The organism is Enterococcus sp. NBRC 3427 (genome assembly GCF_007996925.1).
Classification (GTDB): Bacteria; Bacillota; Bacilli; order Lactobacillales; family Enterococcaceae; genus Enterococcus_B; species Enterococcus_B lactis.
Genome location: NZ_BJLL01000014.1, coordinates 1 through 15,289, shown reverse-complemented (window position 1 = coordinate 15,289; position 15,289 = coordinate 1). Strand labels below are relative to the sequence as shown.

Sequence of the window (15,289 nt, the reverse complement as noted above, 5' to 3'; positions counted from 1 at the left end):
GATGGTATTTGAACAAACAGCTAGGTTTCAAGGAAATAATCAAGTATAATTCTAGCTACGTAAGGACGATAAGTCTTAGAGGAAGTGGGGGAAGGATATGGGAGAAGAAAAGGAGCCGGTGTTACATTGGCGTAAAAATATCAACTTGTTTTTGACAGGTCAGTTTTTATCTGGAATCACGAGTATGATCGTGCAATATGCAATCATTTGGTATCTGACGAAAGAAACAGGTTCAGCAACGATCTTGAGCTTTGCTACGTTATTAGGTATGATCCCAATGGTTTTGCTGAGTCCGTTTGCTGGTCCGTTGGTGGATCGTTGGGACAAAAAGCGATTGTTGATTTTGACAGATATCATTGTCGCATTGTTTGCGATGGTCTTGGTAGTAGTCGGTACGATTTCTGAAACATTTCCGTTGTGGCTAGTGTTTGTATCGTTGTTCATTCGTGCAATTGCTCAAACTTTCCAGATGCCGACGATCCAATCGATCCTTCCTACGATGGTCCCAGAAGAAGAGCTGACACGTATCAATGGACAGCTAGGCATGGTCCAGTCAGCGAATTTTATCATTGCGCCTGCAATAGGTGCGTTTTTATTTACAGTAATACCTATCAACTGGCTGATTTTGCTTGATGTGCTAGGCGCGGTATTCGGTGTAGGATTACTTGTTTTTGTGACGATCCCTAAGGTTATTTCGCAAGGCGAAACCATTCATTTGTTGACAGATACAAAATTTGGTGTGAAAAAATTGTACGAGAATAAAGGTCTCTGGCATATCATGCTCAACGGTGCTGTGTTCACGTTATTGTTTATGCCGGCTGCCAGTCTGTATCCGTTGATGACGATGGGGTATTTTGGTCAAAATGTAGGACAGGCAGGTCTTGTCGAAGTAGTCTATTCAGTAGGGATGCTTGCAGGTGGAGCAGTTATTGGCTTTTTTGGTAAATGGAAAGACCGGATGAAGCCGATTTTCATGGCTTATGTAGTCGTAGGTACCACGATTGGTGCTAGTGGATTGTTGCCGGGGACAACACAGGGATTCTTTTATTTTCTTTTACTGAATGCCGGGGCAGGTTTTGCCACACCTTATTTCAATACCTTACTGATGGCGATCATCCAACAGAGTTATGAACCGAACGTTTTAGGACGAGTCTTAGGTGTATTCAACTCATTAATGACTTTGCCAGGGCCGATTGGCTTAATATTTGCGGGCCCCTTGACAGATAAGATTGGTGTAGAAAAGATGTTTCTGATTGCGGGAATTGGTACGCTTTTATGTGGGATCGTTTTATTTTTGACACCCGTTGCTCGAAATTATGATAAAGAATTACAGAAAAAACTGGTGAAAGAACACCGTGAACAAAAAAACGAATAGAAAAGGAGCGGTGATAAAAATTTTCTTCCTACTTGAAATCAAGTGGTTTTTTCACAGCCTTTTTTAGATGTTATGAGTTGCTCCGATCAGCAATTTTGTTTACTCTAAGGAAAAGGGAGGCAGGAGAAACATGAATTATTTTACGAGTGATATGCACTTTTTTCATGAGCGTTTACTAGGAGAAAATGACTTTGCTCCGCGACTCTTTGCAAATGTAGATGAGATGAACCAACAGTTGATCACTAGCTGGAATGCAGTAGTAAAAGAAACGGATCACGTCTATCATCTAGGTGATCTTGCCATGCATCCGCAATATGAAAAAGCAAATGCAGAAATCTTAGAATTAGTCAGTCAACTGCAAGGAACGATCCACTTGATCAAAGGGAATCATGACAGTCGTGCGTTCTTCCGTTATTTAGAAAAAAACGATCCTGGACTTTCTGATGGCAGTCCCAAATTTTATTTTTATGACGTAGGTGCTATCGTGAAGTTCGACCATCAGCAATATTACTTGACGCATTATCCAATGTTACTCGGACCTAACGACACCATTCGAAACCTTCACGGGCATATCCATCATTATAGTGTACCCATCGAAAACGTCGTCAATGTAGGCGTAGACGCACCAGAAAGAGACCTTCTAAAAGAAAAACTGCCATTCGGTACGCCATTATCCGAGCAGCAAATCAAAGAAATATATGAAGCAAAGAGGTCGTGAAAAAGCTGCCCTGCATCAAGTGATAAGAACAGGCAACCAAAAACAGCTTCTCGTGTTTTTGATTTGGCAGGACTTGTCCCCACAAATACAAGCTTTTGAGCCTGCTGCCCAATTCTGTGCCATAAGGATCAAAATAGAAAAACAGTTCGCTGCATGTTATAAAAGAATTGAAGTACCTGATTTTCAAAAATAGGATAAAAAGTCGTCCCTTTTTGGCGCGACTTTTTATCCTATTTTTTAGTAATACAGTCATATGTTGTAAGGAGGAACTACAAAATACAGTACACGAATTTCCCTTGATCATTAACTGCTTTTCTGACCGTGGCAGTACCATCATTCAATTTCCTAACATCATTATCTATATTAGTGGAATAGACGATCAGGGTGTTTTCTTTTGTGTATCGGTTTAGCCAGTCAATCGCATAATCTACCGACTGATTCACACCGATATGATAGAAATAATTCCCATAAATCGCTTTTGCTTCGTCCGTCATCGTGAAATCATGATTGAAGCCATAACCATTCCTGACAGAAGCAGCAGTTGTGAATGAACCATGGATCCTTAGATAAGAGGCGTGGCGATAGGTACCATTCTCTAATTTTATCAACGCATGATAATTATTGTAAAAATAATACCAGTTTGGTGTAGCTCGATTATAAGAAACATCTGCATTGAAAGGATTCGGTCGCGTCATTTCGTATTTGTCATAGATACTGAGGTTCTCTGTATAGTCAAATCTTTGCTGAGTGAAGGCAGGCGGTGTATGGACGACTTGGTTGATCTGATAAGGATTGACTGGATGTTTTTTCTTCGTAATTTTTTGTAAAAGAAGGATTATATCTTAAGTGATTGTTGTCAGTAGAGATATTGTTAGAATAAACGATCTCCAACGAACATTGGGTATAGGTATTGATCCAGTTCATCACATGGTTCGGAACATCATGATCTTCAATCGTCTCTGGAATAAGCGGGATATTCCTGTCAGAAAATTTGGCTCTTGCTTCGTCTGTTAAAAGAAAACGGGTGAACATATCGAATTCTACGACGATCGTTCCAGAATGATTGCGCCCGAAAGTAAGACGTGTACTTGCATAAGGTCTCCCGTTATTTTTGTCCGTGGCGATGAAATGATAATCATTCCTTAAGGTGTATGAGTTGGAACTGCGGCTAAAAATGAAATCTTCGCCATCTATAGGAGTGCCGGTACTCGACCAGCGTATGTTTTCTGCGTAATCTTTATAATTTAGGAAAAAAGGATTGATCTTTTCGACTTTATCGGATTTTTTTATGTCATTTGGAGTTACACCCATTCCATTAATAAAGTCTGTTCTTTCTAAATCAATACCTTGGAAACTAGGATCATTTTTATTAGTTAGTTCATCGATTCTCCCATCAGGTGTTGCGTTCATATAAGCAGCCCAAATTAGATAAGAGCAATACCATTCATTTCTAGTGGATGAGCGATCCCTTTCTCTTATCTCGAACCAGATATCATACTGTTTACCTAATTGTCCATGCATAAATGAGATGGCTGCTTTTCTTTGTGCTGGTGTCGCTTCTGGAACTCTTAAAATAGTTGAATCAGTATAATCGAAACGCTCATCATCCAAGACACCGTAAACAACGCCTCCAGCTTTTGTTTCAAGTATAGGACTATAATCAGTTGCTTCGATAGTTCGGATATATTTGAATGTCTCTGGTTTTCCGTTGATGAGATGAGTTTCTTCATAGATACCTTCTACGATCATCACATGATGAAGAAATACTGGAGTGATTCCAGCCCTTTTCCGTTCGAAAATGATATCTCCTGGTTGAACGATATTCATCAGATCATATTTATGATAAGTCGATACTTTTTCAAAAGTGATATTCTCCAAAGCATTTCCGATATTGAATGACCAGAGAGGCGGGTCTTTGGATAATTGTTCGGCTTCTTTACGAATATAGTGCTCATTGACGGTGTTTAGGTAGTCACGCAATTGGCCTTCTTCGGAAACCGCGGAATTGAATGGTTGGTTGTAATAATTCGAGGTGAATTCTTCAAATGTCTGATTAAAGGAAGCGTATTCATTTTTGAATTCTTCATAATACTCCTACAATATCTGCTGGGTATCTGTATCAGCATGTACAGTAGTGATTGGGATGGCAAATGCGACGGCGAGTAAACAGGTAGTCAGAAACAATTTAATTTTTGATTTCAATGTAATCCCTCCTTGTTTTATGCTAGAATAATAACATATGAATCAGTGTGATGATAGCTTAAAAATAAAATATATCAGTTATTTAATATAGGCGTATATTGCACATAACACCAAAGAGTAAAATCAGCTATATCGATAATTGAGAACTGTTATCTTTAATGGAATAATTATCGTTTAACTTAGGATTTTTACGAATAAAATCAAAGGTGTTATATTTTATTTGGGGTTAGATAGTCTACAGAAGATACAATTTCTTGGTAGGGATGAGTATTGAACAGACGTGTTGATTTGTATATCTATTTATTTTACTGTGTTATTATATTTTTTATTTATTTATTTTTAAATAACAAATTGTGAGATTTTTGTTTAGAGTTTTTTTGAAGATAGACAAGTATCAATCAATTAGAAAGGAGATGTGTAAATGTTACCACTAAAAAGTAAGACGTGTACGATCATTTCAATAATTTTGTTGTCAATTTGTTTCATTTCAGCTAGTTTTTATTTTCATCCTTCTATAGAAAATAATCTTCAGTTCTTAGTGTCCATAATATTTTGTTGTTGGAGTACTGGCGGTTTGAGTTTGGTTTTTTCGACAAAAATCAATTCTAAAAGGTTAAAAAAGCTAGTTATCCTACTTGATTTGATTGGTATTTATAGTTGGGTGATTTATGCTATGTAAATTGTTCTGTTTTAGTTTGTTGTTTCAATAAAAAACGAAACTGAGGGGAAATAAATGAAATTAAATGTCAATTTGATCGGTTTATGTGGATCTATGTTACTGTCTGGCTGGTGTCTCGGAATAGCTCATTTCTATTACGGAAATAGCCCTCAATGAGTATATATGTTACTTATAATGATTTTTCCAGGATTAACAGGACTATATTTTTCTACAAAAGTCAAGTCTGTAAGAATGAGATGGTTCCTGATAATACTAAATTATCTAATAGCTACCCATCTTACTATGATGCAATTTTATGGTCATTTATTAAGATAGCCATGTATCAATCGGAAAGGAGATGTGTGAATGTTATCACTAAAAAGTAAGACATGTACGAACATTTCAATAAGTCTGCTAGTGCTTTGTATAGCTTTGACTATTTTTTTCCCTTCAATAAATTATAACGACGATGGGACCCGTATACGAATAATGTTTTGTATTTGGTTATTTGGTGGGTTAAGCCTGGTTTTTTCAACAAAAATCAATTCTAAATGTTTAAAAGCGATTGTTATAGTATCGAATTTGATATGTATCTTTAACTGGATCATTTTTGGTTGGTAGAAAAATGGCGGAACGTTTCTGTTGTAAGAAAAAGAGGATTAAAATCAAAAGGAGAAAAAATGAAACTAAATATCAATTTGGTCGGGTTATGTATATCTATGTTACTGTCTGGCTGGTGTCTAGGGATGGTTCATTTCTATTACGGAAATAGTCTTCAAAGTGCAGCTTTAATGATTTTCATATCCTTCCCTGGCTTAGCAGGTCTTTATTTTTCGACAAAGATCAAATCTGCGAAGTTAAGATGGCTGTTGTTAGTCATCAATTATCTATTTGCTACATATTTTAATGTTTTCCAATTTCTATTTATTTTGTTTCAAACTTTTTGAAGTCAGCAACGAAGCAAACAATTAAAAAGGAGCGAGTTGAATGTTATCAATAGAAAGTAAGAAAAGTAAGCGGGTATCGGTGGTTCTGTTATTCTTCTGTATGATTTTGCTCAGCAGTCATTTGTATATTCGTCATGAAGTGATAGGATTTCTGATCGTCCAGTATTCATGTTGGATTTTAAGTGGTATCAGTCTAGCTTTTACAAGAAGAATGGATTCTATAAAAGTAAAATGGCTAGTGATTGCTCTCCATTTTCTTTTGACTTGCGGAGTAGGGCTTGTTTACATCATTGGGTGGATCATCGGGTGGATAAGTTTACCTAGGTGGGAGTTGTTGTTAGTATGTGTGTTGTATTTTGGAGCAGTCGTAACATTAGACTATCAAAAAAAGAAAAAAACATTCTACCTGTTCGGTCTAGGTCTACCGATGCTGATATCGATCAGTTCGCTTATTGGGATCCATTACTTGTTGGCTTTCCATTCAAATACTATTAAATCTTGGCTTGTTATCCCTTTGTTGCTTTTCATGATGATTTCTGGCTTGATGGGTCTCTATTTCTCTACAAAACTTGAAGATAATCGAATGAAGTGGCTACTGTTAGGGATGAATTATCTATTTGCTACTTATTACAATATTGTTCTTTTGTTTTTCTTATGAATCGAAACTGCCGTTCCTCTTTTGATCATGAGAATCACTGGAGTATGAAGATAGCGCTGTTTTTCCCCTATAATATGTTATGTATTCGAACGCTGATAATTAAGGGATGAAATTTTCAGAAATATGACGTATAATGTAAAATACTGAAAAGTTGCGACCTTCAACTCGTAGATGTTTCAGAATCTAATTGAAATGATGGTGATATCATGACAGACAACAGCCAAACACGCGTTGTCGTAGGGATGAGCGGCGGTGTCGACTCATCTGTAACAGCACTTTTATTAAAGGAACAAGGATACGACGTGATCGGAATCTTCATGAAAAATTGGGATGATACGGACGAAAACGGCGTATGTACGGCCACGGAAGATTATAAGGATGTAGCGAAAGTAGCTGCTCAAATCGGGATTCCTTATTATTCTGTGAATTTCGAAAAAGAATATTGGGACCGTGTATTTGAATATTTCCTAGCCGAATACCGCGCAGGACGTACACCTAACCCAGACGTGATGTGTAACAAAGAAATCAAATTCAAAGCATTCTTGGACTATGCAATGGATCTTGGTGCTGATTATGTAGCTACTGGACATTATGCGCAAGTCACTCGCGATGAAAACGGTGTGGTCCATATGCTTCGCGGAGTAGACAACAATAAAGATCAAACTTACTTCCTTAGTCAATTATCACAAGAACAGCTTTCAAAAACGATGTTCCCTCTAGGCGGTATGGAAAAATCAGAAGTGCGGGCAATTGCTGAACGCGCAGGCCTTGCGACTGCTAAGAAAAAAGATTCAACAGGAATCTGCTTTATTGGTGAAAAGAACTTCAAACAATTTTTGAGCAACTACCTACCAGCGAAAAAAGGAAATATGGTCACTCTTGACGGTGAAGTCAAAGGGCAACATGCTGGCTTGATGTACTATACGATCGGTCAACGTCAAGGCCTAGGAATCGGTGGCGGAGGAGATTCGCAAGAACCTTGGTTTGTCGTAGGGAAAGATTTAGCGACGAACACATTATACGTGGGTCAAGGGTTCCACCATCCTGCACTGTACGCCACAAGCTTGGATGCAAGTGAAATCCACTTTACGACGAATGAACCAATGCCAAAAGAATTCAAGTGCACAGCGAAATTCCGTTACCGTCAACAAGATGTTCCTGTGACAGTTCGCTTATTGGATGATAACCGTGCAGAAGTCGTATTCGACGAACCTGTACGTGCCATCACTCCTGGACAAGCAGTTGTATTTTATGACGGAATGGAATGTCTAGGTGGCGGTTTGATCGACCACGCATACCAAGAAACAAAAGTTTTACAATACGTTTAAGCGATATGAAATGAATCAAAACAGCTATGGCTAACAAAAGAAACCCCTTTTCTTTTGGACAGCATAGCTGTTTTTTTGCAATAAAATTAATTTTTATTCATTTTATACTTGTAATTTCAGTGAAAACAGTCCATAATATCCAATAATATGAATAAAGTTGCTTTTTGGTAAGCAAGAGCAGTTGCAAAATAAAGGAAATATTTTGCAGGTTGTTTGTTCAATTTTATAAGTGAAGGTGATGGAAATGGAAAAGAAATCGACAGGTATTAGTAAGTGGGGACTGGTTGCTCTCGTTGTCAGTTCGTCAATCGGAAGCGGTGTGTTTGGAATCACGAGTGATTTGGCTAGTTCTGCAGCCCCTGGGCCAGCAATCCTTTCATGGATAATCGTCGGGATTGGTATTTTAGCTTTGGTATTATCGCTGAATCATTTAGGAGAAAAACGCCCAGATCTGGATGGCGGGATTTTTGGGTATGCAGAAGCTTCATTTGGTAAGTTAGGTGGCTTCATTAGTGGCTGGGGATATTGGTTGTCTGCGTGGCTAGGAAATGTTGCTTTTGCGACGATGCTAATGAGTGCCATGGGAGAATTTTTTCCGATATTCAAAGGGGGACAAAATGTTCCTTCTATTTTATTTGCAAGTCTTTTTATTTGGGGTCTGACTTTATTAGTAAACAATGGGATCGAAGGAGCGAGCGTGATCAATACGAGCGTGACGATCTGTAAATTAGTGCCATTATTCCTATTTTTAATATTTGTATTTATCGCATTTAAAGTGAATATATTCACTACTGATTTTTGGGGCAACGTATCTGATAATCTAGTGAATGGATCAGGACAGCAAGGAACGATCTGGTTGCAGATCAAAGGTTGTTTGATGGTCATGATGTGGGTCTTTGTAGGGATCGAAGGTGCAAGTGTTTTAGCTAACCGCGCGAAGAAACGTTCAGAAGCCCAGCAAGCATCCATCATTGGGCTGCTTTGCTTATTGTTTATCTATATCCTTGCTTCGATCTTGCCATACGGTGTCTTATCTCAAGAAGAGTTAGCAACTATTTCACAACCTGCTATGGCAAATATTTTAAAAGGAATCGTGGGAAATTGGGGAGCGGCACTGATCAATATCGGCTTGATCATTTCGATCATCGGTTCTTGGCTGTCTTGGACGATGCTCCCAGCAGAAACAACGATGTTGATGGCTCGAGACGGTCTGTTGCCGAAAGCTTGGGGAAAAACGAATAAAAAAAATGCCCCAACTTATTCGTTAGTTGTTACTGCCATCTTGACTAATCTGTTCTTATTGACTTTCTTAGTTACTGATTATGCCTATCAATTTGCCTATTCTTTATGTACAGCAGCAATCTTGATTTGTTATCTGCTTGTCGGGATCTATCAAGTCCAATTTTCTTTAAAAGAAGGAGTCAAAAAACAAGTAATGATCGGTGGGATTGCTGTAGTTTTTGAATTGATGGGAATCACTTTAGCAGGATTTTCTTATGTCCTTTTATGTAGTATTGCCTATCTTCCTGGTTTTTGCTTCTACTGGATTGCTTGTCGGGAAAACAACCATCAAATTACGGGAAAAGAAAAAGTAATGATTGGGCTGATTTGTGTGGCCGCGCTGCTTTCAATCGGGTTGCTTGCTGTAGGCTGGATCAAGATATAAGGGGGAAAGAAACATGGAAATCGCAAATTTCGGTGTAGAAGAATGGCTAAATAAATGGGAAAAGAAAGCGGTATATGATATTGCACAAAGTTCGATCGAAGCATTGACATTAGACGAACTCGTTGGCTTAGACGGGACCAACGTAAGTGAGTTTTTCGAAAAACGCAAAAATGAACCATTGGACTATGGCTGGATTGAAGGATCAGATGCGTTCAAACAAGAAGTCGCTTCTCTTTATCAAACCGTCGATCCAGAAAACATCTTACAAACGAACGGAGCGACTGGTGCTAATCTTTTAGCTCTATACGCGTTAGTGGAAGCAGGAGACCATGTTGTTTCGATGCTTCCTACTTATCAGCAATTATATGACATCCCCAAATCTTTAGGTGCCACTGTTGACTTTGTTCATTTGAAGGAAGAAGCAGATTGGCAGTTTGATTTAGAACAGCTGGAAGCTTTAGTCAAACCTGAAACAAAAATCATCTGTTTGAATAGTGCAAACAATCCTACAGGCACATTGCTAAATCGGAAAACTTTAGAAAAAATCGCAGAAATTGCTCGTACAGTAGATGCATATGTATTGATAGATGAAGTATATGCGCCTTTAACGGATAATGGTGAATTCTTGTCGATCGTAGATGTCTATGAGAAAGGTATAGCAACCAATTCCCTATCCAAAACCTACTCCATTCCAGGTATCCGTATTGGCTGGACAGCTACTGGACCTGAATTGGCAGAGGTTTTTCGAAAATATCGAGACTACACGATGATTTGCGGCGGAGTCCTGTCAGATGATCTTGCTGTACATGCATTGAAGAATAAAGAAAAAATCTTGGAGCGAAACAAAAAGATCATTACAGAGAACCTTGCTATTTTAAAACAATGGGTAGCAAATGAACCGAAAGTTGAACTTGTCGCTCCCAATTACGTCTCTACTTCTTTCATCAAATTAACCATCGAAGAAGATGATCAGACATTTTGTATCAATTTATTAGAAGAAACAGGAGTACTATTAGTACCAGGAAGTGCCTTTGATTTACCAAAGCATGCCCGACTAGGTTACTGTTGTAAAAAAGAAACCTTGGAAAAGGGATTATCCCTCTTATCTGAATTCTTGAAAAAACAGGACTAAACAAAAACACTGCAAGGACAGTCTGTGACAACTGTTCAAGCAGTGTTTTTCAGTTACGCTTATTGTCTATGAGAAGGAGAGTGCTCTGAAGATATGGAGACTCCTGAAGCTTTTTCTTCTGCAGTTTCTTGCTGATGGATCTCTTGTGTATTGTGTCGTACAAGCAAGAAGTTGACCAAAACAAGAAGAGAAGTTGAAAGAAAAACGCCACGATAACCAAATGCACTGGAAACACTGGAGCCAATCATAGGTCCTACTACGTTACCAGTTGCTTGGAAAGATTGGTTATAACTGAAGATCCGTCCAGCAGCTTGATGAGGCGAATATTTTGTGATCAATGCTTGGACAGCAGGGAGCAGACAAGCATCAGAGATACCAATCAAAAAACGTAAGGCAGCTAATTGCCAAACATTCGTGACGAATGCCATTGGGATATAAACCAAAATCGCAAAACCCAAACCAATCGCAAGTATTCTTTCACTCCCAATCTTGTCACCTAAGCGACCAAATCTTGGAGCGGCTATCAAAGTAGCAATTCCAGGTATCGAAGCGATGATTCCGCTGATCAATGTAACATTCCCATGTCCATGCAGCAATTGACGAATGTACAGACTGATGATTGGGCTGATAGAATTGTTGGATGCTTGGATGATCATCGTTGTGACGAACATACCGATGACGACGTGTGGATATTTCAAGTCTTTGAAAATCTGTTTGGCAGAAACCATGTTTTCTTTTTTCACTGGGACAAATTTTTCATGGACGAAAAACAGACTCAGCAAGAAGACGAAAAATAAGATGATCCCTGTAATGAAAAAGGTAGGGCGATAGCCAAACGCTGAAGCAGAGATCCCACCAAGAAGCGGTCCAAGTAATGTTCCTGTAACAGAACCAGTTGCTAAGGTCCCAAGAACTTGACCACTTTTTTCTTTTGGCGTCCCAGTTGCGACAAGGGCAGTGGCATTACTGATATAACCAGAAAAAATCCCTTGAAGCAGACGCAATGCGACTAATTGATACACACTAGTCACGCAACCCATCAAAGAAATGACGATTGCCATTCCTAATGAAGCACGCAGCAGCATCAATTTTCTTCCTTTTTGGTCGGCTAATTTCCCCCACCAAGGAGAGATCAGCGTAGTCACCAAGAAAGTAGATGAAAAAGTCAATCCGCTCCAAAAGTTCAATTGTGCCGTACTATAATTACCTAACGTATCTATGTAAAGTGACATAAAAGGCATGACTAAACTAAATCCGATACCAGCCATAAATGTTCCAAACCATAAGACAAACAAGTTTTGTTCCCAAGTTTCTCTTTTCCTAAATAATTTTTCCTTTATTCTTGCAGCCAATTAGACTCCTTCTTTCTGAAAATTTTCATCTACAGTTCTTTATTATAAACTACAATATGTAGTTTATCAATGAAAGTCTCTTTTTTCTCTTTCTTTTTCGTGGTAAACTGAAAGAGTGAAGGATTTATTTTATGAGAGGAAACATGGAAATGAAAAAAAGAAATCTGTCTCAAGAGAAAATCATCGACTGCTTTCGAGAACTAGCAGAAGAGATGGATGTTCAGCAAATAACCTTTCAGCATTTAGCAAAACGCTTGGATATCAAGGCTCCCTCGCTGTATAACCATTTCAAAAATATTCGTGATGTCAAAACAGCGTTAACAGCAAAACTTCTGCAGGAACTTAATGACCAGCTGCGTCGGGCTCTTGTGGGAAAAAGTGGACAAGAAGCACTGCAGATCTATGCAGAAACTTATCGATCCTTTGCTTTTTCGAATCAAGCAGTGTATGAGTTGCTGATCAGTGTGCCCCACACCAATGAAGCAGTTTTATTAGAGGGAATCCATGAAACGAACCAGATCATTTTGCAGATCTTTGAGGCTTTTCAATTAACGAAAGAAGAAAAAGTCCACCGAAGCAGAGAATTACGTAGTATGATCCACGGCTATCTTTCCTTGCGTTTTTTAGGATACTTTACAAAAGAACCGACAATCGATCCAGAGGACAGCTATTTTTGGATGATCAATGACTTTATCGCTACTTTGCCTTAAACAATCAGATTCATTTATATCATTTTCAAGATGTTCATTAAATGATCCTTTTATAAGAGAAAATTCTTGCAACTTTCTTGAAAAGTGACTAAGATGAGTCTAGAAAAGCTGAAAGAAGGAGCACGAGTATGTATCAAGTAATTACCATGTTCGGGGACAATGAGCCTTGGTGGTTCTTTGAAGACTGGGAAGAAGATATTGAAGCAGAAGAAACATTCGAGTCTTTTGAAGAAGCACGACAAGCGTACGAAAAACAATGGATCGCGATCCATCAAAATTATGAATATATCAATGCAAAAAGCAACTTTCTCAGCGCCTTTTGGAATGACGGAGATGAGCGCTGGTGTGAAGAGTGTGACGATGATTTACAGCAATACAAGGGACTTGCGTTGTTGAAAAATCATCAGCCCATCACAGTAGAAAGCAGAAAGGAATTTTATGAAACAACTAATTCTAGCGGAAAAACCAAGCGTTGCGAAAGACCTAAGCAAGGTGCTTGGTGCTAATCAAAAGCACAAAAATTATTATGAAGGACCCAAGGTGATCGTTACTTGGGCCCTTGGTCATTTATTAGGATTGAAAATGCCGGAAGATCTGAATAAGGAATGGCAGAGCTGGCAAATGGACACGTTGCCGATGATCCCTAAAAAACTAGGAATCAAACCACTTCCTAAAACAGGACATCAATTAAAAGCAATCAAGCAGCTGGCTCAACGAAAAGATGTCTCAGAAGCAGTCATTGCGACAGATGCCGGAAGGGAAGGAGAACTTGTTGCTCGCTGGATCTTAGAGTATGTGCATTTCAATAAACCAGTGAAGCGGTTATGGATCTCTTCTCAAACAGATAAAGCAATCAAAACAGGATTCAAGCAACTAAGACCTGCAAAAGAATATGATGCATTGTATGAATCTGCTCTTGCCCGGGCAAAAGCGGACTGGTTGGTAGGATTGAATGTGACCAGAGCCTTAACTGTGAAGTATGCGGACAATTTATCAGCAGGCCGTGTGCAGACACCGACACTAGCATTAGTGAGAGATCAAGAAAAGAAAATCGAACAGTTCCGTCCACAAACGTATTTTACGATCACGTTGCACGCTGGAAAAGAACAAGCCAAAATGGTTCAAAAAAATCAATTTGCTTTAAAAACACAAGAAGAAGCACAAAAACTTGTTCAATTGATCAGTACAAGCAAAGGAACTGTCACAGATATCCAAGAAAAATTAAAAACGGAATCTGCGCCGCTACCTTATGATTTAACAGAGATCCAAAGAGAAGCCAATCAACGCTATGGCTATTCTGCAAAGAAAACATTAAGTCTTGTACAAAGTTTATATGAGACCCATAAAATCGTTACTTATCCGCGTACAGACAGCAAATATCTGACAAACGACATGAAAAGTACGATGAAAGAACGACTGCAAGCAGTCAGCGACTTTGCTCCTGAGGTCAAGCAGTATTTGAAAAACGGAGCCATCGTCCAACAGACAAAAGTATTCCAAGACAATAAAGTGACCGATCACCATGCGCTTTTGCCAACTGAAAACCGAGCACGTTATGAAAAACTAAGTAATGAAGAGCAAAAAATCTATCAGATGATCGTCTCTCGTTTCTTAGGCTTGTTTGCTCAACCACACAAAGTCAGTCAGACAAAAGTCACGGTTGAATTTGGTAAAGAACAATTCATTTTCCGACAAAATCGTGTCGTCCAAGCAGGGTGGAAAGGCGAAACGGAATCTGAAACGGAAACAGTCAAATGGGAAAAAGGAATGCGGATCAATCCTGATTTCACCATCAAAAAAGAATTGTCTGCACCGCCTAAACCGTTGACAGAAGCAAGCTTGCTTGGACAAATGGAAAAATACAGTCTGGGAACCCCGGCTACTCGTGCAGAGATCATTGAGAAACTGATCAAATCAGAGCTGATGGAACGTACCCCTCAAGGACTGCAAGTATCCCCTAAAGGTAAACAATTATTAGTATTAGTCAACCCATCTTTAGTGACACCGGATCTGACAGAAAGCTGGGAAAAAGACCTTGAAGCTATTGCTGCAGGAAAGAAACAAGCAGGAACCTTCTTGAATGGGATCGAAAAAGAAACAAAACGCTTGGTGAATGAAATCAAATCAAGCAAACAAGAATATCAAGATTTCTCGATCACCCAAAAGAAATGTCCAGAATGTGGGGCCAATCTGCGTGAGAAAAACACACGAGACGGCAAAATTTATGTCTGCACCAATTCAGATTGCAGCTACCGCAGAAGAAAAGATCCAAAAGTCTCCAACCATCGCTGCCCACAATGTCACCGGAAAATGGAAATCATCGAAGGCAAAAATGGTGCTTATTTCCGTTGTAAATACGACGGAACGACAGAAAAAATGCTTGATAAAAAAGAGCAGAAGAAGAAAATGACCAAACATGAAGAACGTCGCTTGCTGAAAAAATATGCACAGGCAGAAGAACCAGAAGAAAGCCCATTAGCAGCAGCACTAAAAGCGGCAATGAAAAAGTAAGAAGATGTGGAAGAGGTTGTGACAGAAGTGGG

Annotated in this window: 12 protein-coding genes; 9 read left to right on the top strand and 3 right to left on the bottom strand. The window is 38.9% G+C overall.

What is annotated here, in order from left to right:
- The first annotated feature begins 97 nt into the window (after positions 1-97).
- Positions 98-1,375 (top strand): MFS transporter, encoded by a 1,278-nt coding sequence (locus ESP02_RS05045; protein ID WP_038398448.1) that lies wholly within the window; start codon positions 98-100, stop codon positions 1,373-1,375.
- A gap of 130 nt (positions 1,376-1,505) precedes the next feature.
- Complete coding sequence (locus ESP02_RS05040; protein ID WP_002329566.1) at positions 1,506-2,093, top strand: metallophosphoesterase family protein; 588 nt, start codon at positions 1,506-1,508, stop codon at positions 2,091-2,093.
- Positions 2,094-2,362: 269 nt separating this feature from the next.
- On the opposite strand, the gene ESP02_RS13445 is transcribed toward ESP02_RS05040, so the two are convergent.
- Both ESP02_RS13445 and ESP02_RS13440 read right to left on the bottom strand, forming a co-directional pair.
- On the bottom strand, positions 2,363-2,788 hold the full coding sequence (locus ESP02_RS13445; RefSeq protein ID WP_002374989.1) for a hypothetical protein: 426 nt from the start codon (positions 2,786-2,788) through the stop codon (positions 2,363-2,365).
- Positions 2,789-2,825: 37 nt separating this feature from the next.
- Positions 2,826-4,073: a YiiX/YebB-like N1pC/P60 family cysteine hydrolase gene (locus ESP02_RS13440; protein WP_002374991.1), complete on the bottom strand. Its 1,248-nt coding sequence runs from the start codon at positions 4,071-4,073 to the stop codon at positions 2,826-2,828.
- 1,867 nt (positions 4,074-5,940) lie between these two features.
- On the opposite strand from ESP02_RS13440, the gene ESP02_RS05010 reads away from it, so the two are divergent.
- From ESP02_RS05010 to ESP02_RS04995, 4 genes are all read left to right on the top strand, one after another.
- On the top strand, positions 5,941-6,558 hold the full coding sequence (locus tag ESP02_RS05010) for a hypothetical protein (protein ID WP_002374996.1): 618 nt from the start codon (positions 5,941-5,943) through the stop codon (positions 6,556-6,558).
- Between the two features lie 206 nt (positions 6,559-6,764).
- Positions 6,765-7,886 (top strand): tRNA 2-thiouridine(34) synthase MnmA, encoded by a 1,122-nt coding sequence (mnmA, locus tag ESP02_RS05005; RefSeq protein WP_002313365.1) that lies wholly within the window; start codon positions 6,765-6,767, stop codon positions 7,884-7,886.
- 244 nt (positions 7,887-8,130) lie between these two features.
- On the top strand, positions 8,131-9,552 hold the full coding sequence (arcD, locus tag ESP02_RS05000; RefSeq protein WP_025478547.1) for an arginine-ornithine antiporter: 1,422 nt from the start codon (positions 8,131-8,133) through the stop codon (positions 9,550-9,552).
- 13 nt (positions 9,553-9,565) lie between these two features.
- Positions 9,566-10,684 (top strand): aminotransferase, encoded by a 1,119-nt coding sequence (locus ESP02_RS04995; protein ID WP_038398449.1) that lies wholly within the window; start codon positions 9,566-9,568, stop codon positions 10,682-10,684.
- Positions 10,685-10,743: 59 nt separating this feature from the next.
- On the opposite strand, the gene ESP02_RS04990 is transcribed toward ESP02_RS04995, so the two are convergent.
- Complete coding sequence (locus tag ESP02_RS04990) at positions 10,744-12,036, bottom strand: multidrug efflux MFS transporter (protein WP_002329559.1); 1,293 nt, start codon at positions 12,034-12,036, stop codon at positions 10,744-10,746.
- A 149-nt stretch (positions 12,037-12,185) separates the two neighbouring features.
- Between ESP02_RS04990 and ESP02_RS04985 the strand changes: the two genes are divergently transcribed.
- The 3 genes from ESP02_RS04985 to ESP02_RS04975 all read left to right on the top strand — a co-directional run bounded on the left by ESP02_RS04985 (position 12,186) and on the right by ESP02_RS04975 (position 15,257).
- On the top strand, positions 12,186-12,746 hold the full coding sequence (locus ESP02_RS04985) for a TetR/AcrR family transcriptional regulator (protein ID WP_002325115.1): 561 nt from the start codon (positions 12,186-12,188) through the stop codon (positions 12,744-12,746).
- A 128-nt stretch (positions 12,747-12,874) separates the two neighbouring features.
- Positions 12,875-13,252, top strand: coding sequence for a DUF1033 family protein (locus ESP02_RS04980; protein WP_002312065.1), 378 nt, complete (start codon positions 12,875-12,877; stop codon positions 13,250-13,252).
- Positions 13,185-15,257, top strand: coding sequence for a DNA topoisomerase III (locus tag ESP02_RS04975; protein ID WP_073994822.1), 2,073 nt, complete (start codon positions 13,185-13,187; stop codon positions 15,255-15,257). The genes ESP02_RS04980 and ESP02_RS04975 overlap by 68 nt, the downstream gene beginning before the upstream one ends.
- The last annotated feature ends 32 nt before the right edge of the window (positions 15,258-15,289 follow it).

What these genes read in the sequence shown, in the direction of transcription:
- arcD (WP_025478547.1), top strand. Translation starts at nt 8,131, where the DNA reads ATGGAAAAGAAATCGACAGGTATTAGTAAGTGGGGACTGGTTGCTCTC.
- ESP02_RS04980 (WP_002312065.1), top strand. Translation starts at nt 12,875, where the DNA reads ATGTATCAAGTAATTACCATGTTCGGGGACAATGAGCCTTGGTGGTTC.
- ESP02_RS05040 (WP_002329566.1), top strand. Translation starts at nt 1,506, where the DNA reads ATGAATTATTTTACGAGTGATATGCACTTTTTTCATGAGCGTTTACTA.
- ESP02_RS04985 (WP_002325115.1), top strand. Translation starts at nt 12,186, where the DNA reads ATGAAAAAAAGAAATCTGTCTCAAGAGAAAATCATCGACTGCTTTCGA.
- ESP02_RS05045 (WP_038398448.1), top strand. Translation starts at nt 98, where the DNA reads ATGGGAGAAGAAAAGGAGCCGGTGTTACATTGGCGTAAAAATATCAAC.
- ESP02_RS04975 (WP_073994822.1), top strand. Translation starts at nt 13,185, where the DNA reads ATGAAACAACTAATTCTAGCGGAAAAACCAAGCGTTGCGAAAGACCTA.
- ESP02_RS04995 (WP_038398449.1), top strand. Translation starts at nt 9,566, where the DNA reads ATGGAAATCGCAAATTTCGGTGTAGAAGAATGGCTAAATAAATGGGAA.
- mnmA (WP_002313365.1), top strand. Translation starts at nt 6,765, where the DNA reads ATGACAGACAACAGCCAAACACGCGTTGTCGTAGGGATGAGCGGCGGT.
- ESP02_RS05010 (WP_002374996.1), top strand. Translation starts at nt 5,941, where the DNA reads ATGTTATCAATAGAAAGTAAGAAAAGTAAGCGGGTATCGGTGGTTCTG.
- ESP02_RS13445 (WP_002374989.1), bottom strand. Translation starts at nt 2,788, where the DNA reads ATGACGCGACCGAATCCTTTCAATGCAGATGTTTCTTATAATCGAGCT.